This is a genomic window from Peribacillus sp. NPDC096379 (assembly GCF_044762875.1).
In the GTDB taxonomy this organism is placed as follows: Bacteria; Bacillota; Bacilli; order Bacillales; family DSM-1321; genus Peribacillus.
Genome location: NZ_JBIWFD010000005.1, coordinates 111210 through 124731 on the forward strand (window position 1 = coordinate 111210; position 13522 = coordinate 124731).

A 13522-nucleotide genomic window follows, 5' to 3' on the forward strand; every position below is an offset into this window, starting at 1 on the left:
CCAATTCCCTTAAAACGAATATTTCGTTTTTGTAATTTAATCATAAATGGACTAATGCCAGCGTCGATGCAACCAGGGGCAAAGTAATCCTTAGAGTTAGAGCTTTACTATAGATTACGATAGACCATTAAACACATGTGGTGTGTACAATCACCTAATGTGCGAATGAGAGCACTTATTTTGTAGTCACAAAAACGGTCTATTTAGATACAAATCCAATCTTGCTTTGTTTTCATGCAAAACACGCTAAATATGGTGTAACAAAATACTGTCACATAATTTTTGTGTAACAATATTTAGTTAAAATCCTTTGTGATACACCTAAATTTGCTTGTTGTTTCGCTATTATAGGTGCTTACTTTGCCCCTGGTAACAAGAACGCTGGGACTGGGTCTCAAAAGAGAAGCCCCAAAAGATAAGAGAAGGAAAAGATGGAGAAAAATAGGATTTAAGCTAGATGGGACAAGGATTCAAGGTATTTCAGATCATCGCAATAGGTGTAGCTTTTTCAAGAATATGGGTAGGGGTGCATTATCCTTTTGATGTAGTTACAGGGATTTTAAATGGAGTGATAATAGCATTACTTACATATTACGTTTTATTCAAACTAAAACCTATAACTTCACTAATTAAAAGGCTAATTTTTCAAGGACAAGGTTGATAAATAAGCAGCATAAAAGGATATTCCAAATTGGGAGATCCTTTTTCAATGCCGATAACATCTCATTATAGTAACTAGTTTTGTATAAAGTATGCATACTTTTTAAACCTAATATTGCGACTTAAAATTAAGGTGTTGTAAACAATGATTTTTACAAACTTTACAAATCTGTGTGCATAATGGGGCAATAGATTTTGAAAAATAGCTACAACGTGTAATATACTTTTTCAGATTAATCCGGGACACTTGATGTTAAATGTCTTTTTATTTTAAAAATACACGAAAACAAGAGATATACAATGAAATTTTAAGAATAATTAAATTAATTACGCTTTCATGGGTGATGTTCTCGCTTTCATGGTGAATGGTTACGTTTTCATTGATTTTGATTAAAAAAACTTCAAATTGTATAATATAACCATAGAAACGAAATAGAAAAGAGCAAAAAGACTAATTTCTTAAAATAAAATTATAGATAAGGGATGGTGTAAAAATGGTATTGACAATGATTAACAATCAATGGCGTATTTTTGATACAAAAGAAGAAGCTGCAAAAGCTGTAGCAAAAGAAGTTCGTGGGCATAAAATAAACAACGAAACAGACAATTTGTAGGAAGTTAACTACTAAATTGTCTGTTTTTATTTTGTAATAAAATAAAATCGACTATAAGCTTCTGGTTAGATGTCTAAGAGTACTTACTACTTATACAAGCATAGGAACCAAAAAACATTTGTAAAATATCCCCGACTATCACCTCTATCCGTTCAAGAAGAAGGCTCTTTTTGGTGGTCTTTTCAATGTACGAAAATAACGAATATCATACATTGAAAAAGGTAGATTACGGCCATTAATGTAGATTTAAAAAGTTTGATCAAATTAATACAAATAACCTTGATAAATGAACAAATAGAAAGAGCGTGTTTGAAAAAAGGATTGATCATTTTTAGTGGTGCCTTTTAACCTAAAGCCCCCAATTAGCTTAAGAAATAGCACTTAAATAAGGCATTAGTGAAACTTCTACAATTGAATGAAATCACGATAATCTTTTGTTGTGTGAGCTTTATCTAACGCTTCATAATAAGCTAATCGGTTTTCCACTTTAAGAACAACTGCAGGAAAACCTGCCTTCATCAATTCTAAATTTAAAAGAAGGCAGATGTACGCCCATTCCCATCAATGAACGGATGGATGCCAACGAATATTGCATGCAACATAGCTCCTCGCTCCACTGGATGTAACTTTTGCGCCTCGTTGTCAGACCACTTAATCAACTGTTCCATTTGTTCAAACATCTAATTTCGCCCTATGCGTCGTCCTAATTTCTTATCTCAATTTCACACTACCTGCTAAAATCTAAACAAACCGTTAATCTTCATTGGTTTGCAAAAGTAGTTCCCTTTCATTTGTTAGACGAGCGGACTCTACTGCTAACCTTTTTCCCAACGCAATTACTTCTGTTTCGATTTCGCTAATCTCCTGTTTTAATATCTCGATTTGCTTAATAAATTCCACTTCTAAATTATCAGCTTTAATCAGCTTTTCATCTACTAGAATCTCTGTTTCTATTTGTTCTGGATCATATGTAGCTTTTCTTGAAAAAAGTGAGAAAAGACTTGTTCTTTTATTAAGTTCGAAACTTTTTCGTAAAACATTTCCTGCTTGTCTATCCATCTTTCGATATAACCGATGATTTTTTATCTTTTCTTCTATTATTTCAATTTGTCTTTCTCGATCGGCTTTTGATGTAGTCCCTTTCAATAATTCTCTTTCGATTTGATTAATCGTATTGTGAAGTGCGTGTGTTTCCATGATCACAGTCTGTCTTCTTTCAAATTCAGAAAATAATTGATCCAGAATCTCATCATTATATTTGTTTCCTTTTGCATTCCCGCTATTTTGTTGCGGGATCGATTTTAGAGCTAGCTTAACTTGTATATCGGAAATGGTCTCTCCTCTTTCAAGTGCTAACAAAACCATATGGATTTTAAATACACTAAGGAATGGTAATCTCTTCTTTCTACCTTCAACATAGATCTCCAAATACCCTTCTAGCATTCTGACATAATATCTTAGCGTCGAATTAGCGATGTGAAAAAATTTGTCAGAACAATCTGTCGTTGAATACATCGTAGTAGGATCCAATGCTAAAATCTCTTCATCGTATAGTTTTGAATGAAACTCTTTGTCCAAAAGCAATGAAGCAAATAAAGCATCGGAATGAAGTGCATCAGTAACAAAAACCTTATTACTATTGAATCTATCTGACACGGAACCCCTCCTTTTAACGCTAGTTTAACGTTATCTTATTTTTAGCTATAAAACATAATCCGTTGTTAAGCGTTAAAGCATCGTTAATTACAGTTTACCTATTATATAAGGGTGAAGCAACTATATCTGTAATTGCAATGAGAAACGTAAAAAAGTATTAAACTAGTTCAGACTAGTTTAATACTTTTTTACGTTAAATCCAAACTAGTTTAGACTAGTTTGGATAAACAAAAGCTTTATTTGGTTATTCGATTTAAAAAAACGAAATATAGACAACGTTAAGTAGGCGCTAACTAATCGGTAGAAAAAGCAATTAGCGATGAATTATCTGCAAATACAAACCTTAAGGTTGCTGCAAATTATCGATAAATCGACGTTAACAGTAATTTAACGGTAATTTGAAGTAGTAAGAAAACAGAAATGGAGTGTGTGTTGTCTAGTGTTTGTGAAATTTAGTTATTGTGCCTATCGTTAAAATGGCGACAACGTCAATTTATCGCTAGAAAATCATTGACTTTGCGGGCGGGTATGGATATATTGGATAATAAAGTAGACTAGACTAGATTAGTCCAGGGGAGGAAGACCGTGACAAAACTTGATTTCTTATTTAAGAAGGATTATTTAATAGCAGGAGTAGATAGTGGAAACATTTCTAATAAAATTACGTATATCGATCAAAAAGGAAACGTTGTTTCTTTAAATATAGCGAGCATCATAGGAGAGAACGCTGAGACAACAGCAGAAGATATGCCAGATGAAAGCAGGGATAAATTATTTCCCGATGATATGATTCTTCATTTACATATCAAAAGTAATGCCTTGCCTAAGAATCGAACGAATGCTTATTACACAGTAGGGGAATATGCGCAAATTGCTACGAATAACAAAGAGAACCTAAGAGAAACAAACAGTGAGGCTAGAGATAAACTTGGAAATGAAATCCATGTCGTGACAACGTTAGCTGGCTTAGCTTTAGCTGCCTGGAAATCAGGTAAAGAAAATAAAGTGGACGTTCCTTTGAGTTTTGGACTTCCAATCGAAGAAGCAAAACAAGCGTCTACAGAAAAAATTAACCTTTATAAAGGCACGCATGAAATTACTGCTGTAAAAGGGCCTTATAAAGGGAAAACTATAACGATCAATATTTCTGATGTCCAGCTTAATGTGGAAGGGGTAACAAGCTACTTAGCTTTAGCTTTCGACCTAGTAGATGGCGAAGTGGTGGAAACAGAGTTTTCCTCGCAAATTCATAATGAGTTTGCGATAGCGGACCTAGGGGCTGGAACATTGGATTTAGCTTTGTATGATGAAAATGGTCTAAATTCAACTAAATCGACAAACTATTCAATCGGAACAAATAAATTTATTGATTCGATCATGAATGAGGCGGCTAACCTTGAAGAATTTGCAAGCATTCGAGCGCGTTTTGAAAGAGTGAGCAAAACACCTAAAATCTCATTTACACGTGAAGAATTCATGAGAAAATTTATAAAGCCTGAAATTGAAAAAATGATTAAGAAGCCTAAATATACTCCTGTATTTAAAGCAACTTGGCAATCTAAAACAGGAGATATCACGAAAATCGTTGAAAAATATACACAAGAATATGCAGAAGAAGTAAAAGATAAAATCATCCGATATTTCGTCGATACAAATGTCGGTCAGATGATCATTGTCGGTGGGGGACTTCTATTTGCCCATCAATATTTAGAAGAACTGAAAGATGAAGATTGTCTATTTCCTCCTAATATTGAGGAAGCTAGTTTCTTTACTAGTAAAGCGTATCTCTTAAAAAATATCATTGCTGAAATTGAAAAACAGACAATAGAAGCATGAGAATTCTGAGAAAAGGAATGGCACACTCTTTTGCATTCCTACAAGGTGGTGGTAACGTTGTCGAAGGGCAAAATGGTTCCAGGCAAAGGCTTTCAATATACCCCTAAAACTACGATTGAGTGGGCTGATGAGTTTAATGAATTATTAAACCAGTATAGCAGCCGAAATGAACTTATGAGTACACTTTTAGAAGAAGGATTAAGGGGGCGGAATGGATCATATAAGGAAAACGGGATTTTTATTCCTATGGACCCCTTTACGAATGATCAATTAGCCCTACTGAAAACGGATGAAGGAAAGAGAATCCTATATAATGTCGTTTCTTTAATGCTCGGGAATCCTGAAAGCGCGACTTTTGCCAGTCAAATGGTGCATCAGGCTTCTCGACAAATCAAGTCAACGGACGTGAACACGGATAGCGAAAGTGCTGAGAAGGAAAATGAAGGTGTAACAGAAACCAGTGAGGCTCTTTCTAAATTGTTGAAAATGGGTAGAATGACGAATTTAAAAGGTTGAAACATGAGTCTATTTTTGTCTTAAAGTTTTGCTAGATTGGAGACCAACAATATGTTGGTCTTTTATTTATGGTTATTTATCGATATGACCTATATCAGTTCTTTTTTTTCAGTATTATTTAAAGTTCAATCGCTAACAAAATAAATACTACTTGTTATTTCCAAAATTATGATTTAAAATTCAAGTGTACTAATACTCGTAGTACACTTAGTGCATAGTGAGGGTGATTTTGATTGTTTGAATTAGATATGAGAAGTAGACAGCCGATCTACGAACAGTTGGTTGATAAATTGAAGGAGCTCATTATTAGTGAAGTGTTAAAACCTGATGAGCAGCTTCCATCCGTTCGTGCCTTGGCAGGACAGTTAACCATTAATCCTAATACGATCCAGAAAGCCTATCGGGAGCTAGAAATACAGGGGTATATCTACTCGGTGAAGGGAAAGGGAAGTTTTGTGAATCCAACTAGTCTTATTAAAAATTCTGAAAAATTAGTCAGCGTTATAAAGGAACTAAAGAAACTACTTTCTGAAGCTATGTACCTTGGATTGAAGCCGGAGGAGCTAATCGAGCTTATTCATGATTTGGAGTCGTCGGTAGGGGGAGGGGAAAATGATGATTGAATGTAAGAAGCTATATAAAAAATATGAAGGAAATGAAGCCGTTCAGGCAGTGGATTTACAGGTGAAACAGGGTTCAATCTATGGTCTGTTAGGTTCGAATGGTGCTGGAAAAACAACACTATTAAAAATAGTAGCTGGCATCCTTAAACAGGATAAGGGAGATGTATTGATTCATGGCACGCCTGTATTTGAGAACGTTGATATAAAGAAAAAAATCATATTCCTTCCAGATACTCCATACTTTTTTTCTCAATATACGTTGAGGACCATGGCTAGTTTTTATTCATCGATTTTTCCTGATTGGAATGAGGAAAGATTCCAAAATCTTCAGGGGATTTTTGAAATCGAGATGGATAAGAAGCTTCATAAATTTTCAAAAGGGATGAGGCGTCAAGCTGCATTTTGGCTGGCATTCTCGGCTATGCCAGATGTACTGATTATGGATGAGCCATTTGATGGTCTGGATCCAGTCATAAGGAAAAAAATAAAAAACCTGATGATACAGGATGTTGCTGAAAGAGAAATGACTGTTTTAATCTCGTCACATAATTTGCGTGAAGTAGAAGATATTTGCGACCATGTTGGTATTCTACATAAGGGGAGCGTTCTACTTGAAAAAGATTTGGACGATTTGAAATCAGACGTCCATAAAATACAAGTTGCTTTTAAAAATGAACCAAGAGAAGAATGGCTTCAAGAAATGAAGATCCTTCATTATGAACGTAGGGGAAGTGTGTGGCTATGTGTGGTTCGTGGCAAAGAGTCTGAGGTAGAATCACACTTTGATACGTATAATCCGATCATCTTTGACATGCTTCCGCTCACATTGGAGGAAATTTTTATTTACGAAATGGGGGAAGTAGGCTATGCCATCGAAAACATCTTGGTTTAATAAAGAAATATGTATGCAAATCTTTCGAAATATGGGCTGGATCGGCATCGTTTATTTTCTAGGATTAGTTTTTGCGCTACCATTAAAGATGTTGATGATGCATACAAATGACGAATACATATATTATCAGGAAATAAAAAATCCATTTTCTTATCTTTTTGAAATTCAGTATGGACTAATGTTAATTATACCTGTGCTTCTAGCAATCTTTTTATTTTTGTACGTACATTTGAAAGATGCCGCTGATTTTCTACATAGTCTACCCATAAGTAGAAAAGTTTTATTTAATCATTATGTAGGAATGGGAGTTGCGTTTTTAACGATTCCTGTTCTAGTTATTTCTTGTTCTGTTTTCATTTTCAGAAGTGTACTTGATTTAGGGATGCTTATTTCAATAGAAGAAATTCTAATTTGGACAGGAATTACATGGTTATTTCCTTTATTTATTTTCTTTTGTGCGGTTTTTGTGGGAATGATTACAGGTATGGCCATTCTCCAAGGGGTACTCACATATCTTTTATTGTTGTTTCCAACGGGTATATTGGTGTTAGGGGTCTTTAATATTAAGGATTTTGTACATGGCTTCTCGTATGAGTATTATCTCAGCTCAAAGATAGAAACCTATTCACCCATCCTCTATGGAGCGTCTTTTGAAAACCGCGGGATGAGTATCTTTGCTGCCCTTCTGTACAGTGGATTAATCGTCGTCCTTTATTTTGCTTCATTATGGTTGTATAAAAAGCGACACACAGAAGCAGCCTCGAGTGCAATGGCGTTTCGTGCTATTAAACCGATTTTTATCTATGGGGTGGCATTATGTGTGATGCTTTTCTGTGGGATGTATTTTGGTGAAACGCAAAATAGTAGAGGATGGCTTATTTTTGGATATATTGCGGGCTCTTTGCTCGGGTATTTCGGAGCGAAAATGATTATCGAGAAAACATGGAGGGTGTTTGGAGAATATAAAAGATATCTCTACTTCGCAGGATCAGTCGGATTGATATTGGTATTGTTTCAATTCGATTTTACTGGATTTGAAAAGAAAGTTCCAGAATTTAATGAGATTAAGCAAGTGTATATAGGTAATAGTATTTATGGATATGCAGATAGTGACGAGTTAGGTCAAACAAATTATTTAAAGAAAAGTGAAAATATTCAAAATGTCCTTGCGCTGCACAAAACGCTTATTAATGAAGAGGTGAAGACCAGGAAAGAAAATAGGTATGACGATAATCTGTTTTTCTTTTACGAGCTGGAGAATGGCAAGAAATTAGTTCGCCAATACAATGTGCCTAAGAATCATTCTCTAACGCATCTTTTAAAACCAATCTATGAATCTAAAGAATATAAAGAATTGATTTATCCAATATTGAGCTTAGATGCGACAAAGGTTGATAAAATTGCCATTTCTTCAAATGCACCGGTAAATAAAGGGACCTCCATAACGGAGCAAAAACAAATTCTTGATAGTATAGCCGCATTAAGAGAGGATCTGCGAGCTGAAACATATGAAGAAATGATGGATGAATCAAGAGGTTATTCAGGTATAGAACTATTACTTAATAATGATAAACGTCTTTATATAGAATGGATGCCTGACTATGAAAATTTTGAAAGATGGCTCAAACAAAATAATATGCTAGAAAAATCAAGAGTTACAGCGGATGATCTTTATCAGGTTTGGATAGCTCCGCGTAAAGACATTGATCAGAATTTGTTCCATTCTTATAGCAACGAAGAACTAATAAAAGAGTTTAAATCAAAAAATTCAGTGTTAAAAGTCAAAGATAAGAAAGAAATAGAAATGGTTTTGGAAAACAGTAAATGGCCTAGTGACGGAGAATATGTCATATTGTTTGTTTATGAAAATGGTAATTCTGTTGAGCTTATGGATTTTATCCATAATAAAATGCCTGACTTTGTTATGGACCATTTTGAAAAATAACGCAAAGATTGGATGAGGAAGATGACAAATTGTGAGCTTCTAGATGGAAATTTTGCTGAAATTTATCAGCGATATTCTAAAAAGCTCAATAGAATGATCTTTAATATGACGAAAGATGCTTATCTTGCAGAAGACGTTGTTCAAGAAACGTTTATTAAAGCTTTTAGTAAAATGGAAACAATCAAAGATTCTGAAAAAATAGGTGCATGGCTGACCGTCGTTGCTAAAAGAACGGCTATTGATTATTTGAGGAAAGAAAATCGATATCTGATTTCACCGCTTGAGGATGGTCAGCTTTTCGTTGAATCGATTAATAGTTCTGTAGAACAAGCAGCCGAATTAATGGAGATAATGGAAGCTGTCCGATTGCAAATAAGCGGGTGGGATTCAGATAAAAGAAAAGTGTTTCTATTAAAATCCTTTCATGGCTTAAAAGAAGAAGAAATATCCCAACAAATGAATATAAAAACGGGCACGATTAAAACATGGATTTTTCGTTCTAGGAAAAGTTTGAAGGAACAACTAAGGGTGGATTTGTATTAAATGCAAATTATAAACTTGCAGTAAGCTTAAAATGACCATTTTGAATGATCGTAGAAATGCTGCTAAATGGTATGTCCATTTGGGGGATTGCTTCATCCATTTAATTTAAAAGATAAATTACATAGAAGAAATTATAAAAAATGAATGAATCAGAGCAACCCTCTTTTAATGAAGTGGGTTTTTCTGATAAAGTTCATTTAGAGTAAAAAGGATAATCCATTTAGTTTATATCATGAAAGTATACTTTTTATCACTATATAACATTAAAGTGTGTACTTGTTAAAAATCATGATGTGTCTAATAATAACAATAGCAACCATCAATGTAGCATCATAGGTAGAGAGACCCTCTATAGTGATGATAAGTTAGGAGGAAATTATGGAACTAAGAGTTGCAGCAGTGCAATACCATCTACATACAATAAGCTCGTTTGAAGAGTTCGCCAAACAAGTAGAACATTATATGAAAACAGCTGAAGAATTTGATACAGACTTTATCTTATTCCCAGAATTCTTCACTACACAACTACTGTCCATTGGCGATAAACAAGGACAAGCTTTGACGATTCAAGATCTTCCAGACTTTACAGAACAATATCTATCTTTATTTAAAAAGTTAGCGAAGCAAACAAATATGCATATTATTGGGGGAACTCATGTCGTCCGTAAAGGCGATAAATTATATAACGTTGCTCATCTATTCTATCCAGATGGAAGAGTGGCAGAACAGGCAAAGCTTCATCTTACTCCAACGGAAATCAAAGAATGGAATATGGCTCCAGGTGAAAAATTAGAAGTTTTTGAGACGGATAAAGGTACCATTGCCATGTTGACTTGCTATGACATTGAGTTTCCAGAAATCGTTCGAATGGCGAAGGCTAAAGGTGCCGATATCATTTTCAGTCCTTCTTGTACCGATGATCGTCACGGCTTCCATCGTGTTCGTTACACCAGCCATGCAAGGACAATCGAAAATCAAGTCTATGTCGTAACGACAGGTACTGTAGGGGCGCTGCCTACGGTTGACTTTATGCGAGCGAATTTTGGCCAAGCAGCAGTGATCACGCCAAATGATATTCCTTTTCCACCACGTGGTATTCTAGTAGAAGGGGAAATCAATCAAGATATGATCGTAACAGCGGATTTGAATTTGGAATTGTTATACCGTGTTCGTGAAAGTGGTTCCGTTACTACATGGCGTGATCGCCGAACCGATTTATATCCAGATTGGTGAGCTAAAAAGAGCCACTGCACAAATAGTAGGGGTGAATCATGTGTATCGAAAAGAGTTTTTCGTCTTCAATCAGAATCGTCCGATCCCAGCTGTGATCCGAAATTATCAAGAAAAGGACTTTTCAGATTTAATCGCTGTTCAACAAGCGTGTTTTCCGCCACCATTTCCATCTGAATTATGGTGGAATAGGGAACAGTTACAAAATCATGTTACATTATTCCCTGAAGGGGCTCTTTGTATGGAGATTGATGGTCAAGTGGTGGGTTCAATGACCAGTTTGTTGGTTGATTTTGATTCCAAGCATCCAGAACATACATGGGAAGCGATTACGGATAATGGGTATATTCGGAACCATAATTCAAAAGGAAATACGCTCTATGTCGTAGATATTAGTGTGAGTCCCTCTTATCGAAAACTAGGATTAGGAAAATGGCTGATGTTATCCATGTATGAAGTCGTCGTTTATAAAGGACTAGAGCGATTACTAGGTGGAGGAAGAATGCCTGGTTATCATAAAAAAGTGCATGAAATGACGCCCGATCAATACTTAGAATCTGTCGTAAAAGGGGAACTAAAAGATCCTGTTATCACGTTTCTTCTCCAATGTGGCCGAACCCCTGTTCAAGTTGTGGCGAATTATTTGAAAGATGAAGAATCATGTGATTTTGGGGCATTAATGGAGTGGAAAAACCCCTTTTTCTTACCAATATCGGAACAAGGAGAGAGCTGAAAAATGGAATATTACAGAATTACAAGTATACAAGATCCTTACTTCAAACAATTGCATCAATTAATGCAAAATGTATTTCCTGCAGATGAAGTGTTAGAATACGATTTGTGGAAAGAGCCTTTGGAAGACCCAGACATTCGTGTGTTTGTTGCTGTTGATGACAACAAAGTCGTAGGCGCGACAGAGTATCGCTATTATAAAGAATTTAATGTGGCGATGACAGATTTTACAATCATCGGTCAAGATGGGCAAGGGATTGGTCCATTTTTAGCGAATAGAAGATTAGATGATTTGAACGCTTTAGCGGCGGCTAATGACAAAGAGTTATTTGGGATGTTTGCTGAAATCTACGATCCTTACCAAGTAGAGCATTATGAATTTGGCATGATTAAGTCGATGAATCCATATGTCCGCCGTGAAGTCTTATCTCATCTTGGGTATAAGCGTCTAGACTTTCCTTATGTTCATCCATCTTGGAGCAATGATGGGGAAGCTGTAACAGGACTCGATCTTTGTTTTCTGCCAATGAATAAAAGTACTAATGAACTTCAAACAGATCTTATCGTAACGTTTTTGAAACAATATTATTCTATTTTACCAAATAAACCAAAATCATGGCACACTATGGTTGATAGCTTAGAAACGAAGGAAATGGTCAAGCTATTATCTTTTTAAGAAATCGTAACTATTATAGTTTTTAGATAGCAAAATGGAATAGTAGATACCCCTGCCTCTTTAGAAGCAGGGGGATTAATATGACTATATGTATAACCGCAGTACAAGTACTGCGGTAAGGGGGTACTTATGTTCATCCATCCTAATTAACTCCATGCATGAAAATGGAATGAGTTAGCATTCTTCGATGTTTTTTGTCAGTATTTACACAAAAAAATGCTCTTTCTTTTAATTTGTTCGACTAACTCCTCAAGCTCATAATCATCTAAATCAAAGATTTTTTCACTTAATTCTGGCCAGACATGAAGCACATCATTTTCATAACTTGCTCGATCTATTTCGCTCAAAAAATATTGTTGGAACAGTATGGCCATGATTGTCACCTTTCTTTAAAGGAACATTCCAGATTCCTTTCATCAAATCATTTTTCGTTTATTCCTTTAAACATTTGTGGTTTGTTTCCCTTTTTCTACAGCGTGCCCGCCAAATTCATTTCGTAGTGCGGCTACTACTTTTCCTGTAAATGTATCATTATCTAATGAGCGATACCGCATCAATAGTGACATAGCGATTACAGGCGTAGCGGTTTGTAAATCGAGAGCCGTTTCGACGGTCCATTTCCCTTCACCAGAAGAATGCATAGTCCCTTTGATTTCTTCGAGTCTGGAATCTTTAGAAAATGCATGTTCGGTTAACTCCATAAGCCATGAACGAATAACCGATCCGTTATTCCATACTTTTGCTACTTTTTCAAAATCATAATCAAACTCGCTTTTTTCTAATACCTCGAAACCTTCGCCGATGGCAGCCATCATTCCATACTCAATCCCATTGTGGATCATTTTTAAAAAGTGACCACTGCCAGCTTCTCCTGCGTATAAATAGCCATTTTCTACAGCTGTATCCCGAAAGATAGGTTCTACTATATTCCAGGCGCCCAAATCTCCGCCAACCATGTAACAAGCTCCATTACGGGCACCTTCCATCCCACCAGAGGTTCCAACATCTAAAAATCTGACCCCGAATTTCTTTAAATTATTGTAGCGACGAATGGAATCTTTATAGTGGGAATTACCAGCTTCAATGACAATATCACCATCATATAAAAATGGGGTTATTTCGCTAATCACGGAATCAACAACCGAATGGGGAACCATGATCCAAAGAATTCTTGGTGATTCTAATGATTTAACGAGTTCGATAATGCTAGATACTCCTACAGCTCCAGACTTTTCCATTTCCCTAACTGAGTTTGCATTTAAATCGAAGGCTACTACTTCGTGATTGTGGTCCAATAGATTTTGACCGATATTTAATCCCATTTTCCCTAAACCAATTAAGCCGACTTTCATGTTAATTCCCTCCCGAACGCCCATTATATTTGAGAAAATAATCCGCTTACTATCTCTAAGCTATCACATGATTTTATAGCGTTCTAAACTCTCGCATAGAACGGTCACACCACTAATGAGATCTCCTTCTGTTATTTAGGTGATACAGTTGTATGGATCTTTTTGCCTAGAAATTTTCATTTATTTAGAATTGTCTTACTAGTAGTATAATGGTGAAAAGTCTAAATTGTAAGTACGCACTTTTTTA

Annotated in this window: 14 protein-coding genes; 10 read left to right on the top strand and 4 right to left on the bottom strand. The window is 35.5% G+C overall.

Going from position 1 to position 13522, the window contains the following annotated elements; genetic code table 11:
* Positions 1-457 precede the first annotated feature (457 nt).
* On the top strand, positions 458-661 hold the full coding sequence (locus ACIQZI_RS20085) for a phosphatase PAP2 family protein (RefSeq protein ID WP_403076512.1): 204 nt from the start codon (positions 458-460) through the stop codon (positions 659-661).
* Between the two features lie 1143 nt (positions 662-1804).
* Here the strand turns inward: ACIQZI_RS20085 and ACIQZI_RS20090 are convergent.
* Together ACIQZI_RS20090 and ACIQZI_RS20095 are read right to left on the bottom strand one after the other, a co-directional pair.
* Positions 1805-1954, bottom strand: coding sequence for a Fic family protein (locus tag ACIQZI_RS20090; protein WP_403076514.1), 150 nt, complete (start codon positions 1952-1954; stop codon positions 1805-1807).
* Positions 1955-2027: 73 nt separating this feature from the next.
* Entirely contained in the window at positions 2028-2930 is a 903-nt protein-coding gene (locus tag ACIQZI_RS20095) for a hypothetical protein (protein ID WP_403076517.1), read from the bottom strand.
* Positions 2931-3515: 585 nt separating this feature from the next.
* Between ACIQZI_RS20095 and ACIQZI_RS20100 the strand changes: the two genes are divergently transcribed.
* From ACIQZI_RS20100 to ACIQZI_RS20140, 9 genes are all read left to right on the top strand, one after another.
* Complete coding sequence (locus ACIQZI_RS20100) at positions 3516-4766, top strand: hypothetical protein (protein ID WP_403076519.1); 1251 nt, start codon at positions 3516-3518, stop codon at positions 4764-4766.
* A gap of 57 nt (positions 4767-4823) precedes the next feature.
* Positions 4824-5282, top strand: a complete 459-nt coding sequence (locus ACIQZI_RS20105) for a hypothetical protein (protein ID WP_403076522.1) — start codon at positions 4824-4826, stop codon at positions 5280-5282.
* 233 nt (positions 5283-5515) lie between these two features.
* Positions 5516-5905, top strand: a complete 390-nt coding sequence (locus tag ACIQZI_RS20110; RefSeq protein WP_403076524.1) for a GntR family transcriptional regulator — start codon at positions 5516-5518, stop codon at positions 5903-5905.
* The gene (locus tag ACIQZI_RS20115; RefSeq protein ID WP_403076811.1) at positions 5898-6797 is read left to right on the top strand and encodes an ABC transporter ATP-binding protein; all 900 of its coding nucleotides are present in this window, start codon (positions 5898-5900) and stop codon (positions 6795-6797) included. The genes ACIQZI_RS20110 and ACIQZI_RS20115 overlap by 8 nt, the downstream gene beginning before the upstream one ends.
* Positions 6772-8742 (top strand): DUF6449 domain-containing protein, encoded by a 1971-nt coding sequence (locus tag ACIQZI_RS20120; protein WP_403076527.1) that lies wholly within the window; start codon positions 6772-6774, stop codon positions 8740-8742. Before ACIQZI_RS20115 ends, ACIQZI_RS20120 begins: the two co-directional genes overlap by 26 nt.
* A gap of 21 nt (positions 8743-8763) precedes the next feature.
* Complete coding sequence (locus ACIQZI_RS20125) at positions 8764-9285, top strand: RNA polymerase sigma factor (protein WP_403076530.1); 522 nt, start codon at positions 8764-8766, stop codon at positions 9283-9285.
* 378 nt (positions 9286-9663) lie between these two features.
* The gene (locus ACIQZI_RS20130) at positions 9664-10518 is read left to right on the top strand and encodes a carbon-nitrogen hydrolase family protein (protein ID WP_062186843.1); all 855 of its coding nucleotides are present in this window, start codon (positions 9664-9666) and stop codon (positions 10516-10518) included.
* Between the two features lie 40 nt (positions 10519-10558).
* Entirely contained in the window at positions 10559-11248 is a 690-nt protein-coding gene (locus ACIQZI_RS20135) for a GNAT family N-acetyltransferase (RefSeq protein ID WP_403076813.1), read from the top strand.
* Positions 11249-11251: 3 nt separating this feature from the next.
* On the top strand, positions 11252-11923 hold the full coding sequence (locus ACIQZI_RS20140; protein WP_062186847.1) for a hypothetical protein: 672 nt from the start codon (positions 11252-11254) through the stop codon (positions 11921-11923).
* Between the two features lie 197 nt (positions 11924-12120).
* Here the strand turns inward: ACIQZI_RS20140 and ACIQZI_RS20145 are convergent, their stop codons facing one another.
* Both ACIQZI_RS20145 and gnd read right to left on the bottom strand, forming a co-directional pair.
* The gene (locus ACIQZI_RS20145) at positions 12121-12270 is read right to left on the bottom strand and encodes a hypothetical protein (RefSeq protein WP_403076534.1); all 150 of its coding nucleotides are present in this window, start codon (positions 12268-12270) and stop codon (positions 12121-12123) included.
* Between the two features lie 93 nt (positions 12271-12363).
* A complete protein-coding gene (gnd, locus tag ACIQZI_RS20150; RefSeq protein WP_403076536.1) occupies positions 12364-13275 on the bottom strand; it encodes a phosphogluconate dehydrogenase (NAD(+)-dependent, decarboxylating) in 912 nt (303 codons plus the stop codon).
* Between the last annotated feature and the right edge of the window lie 247 nt (positions 13276-13522).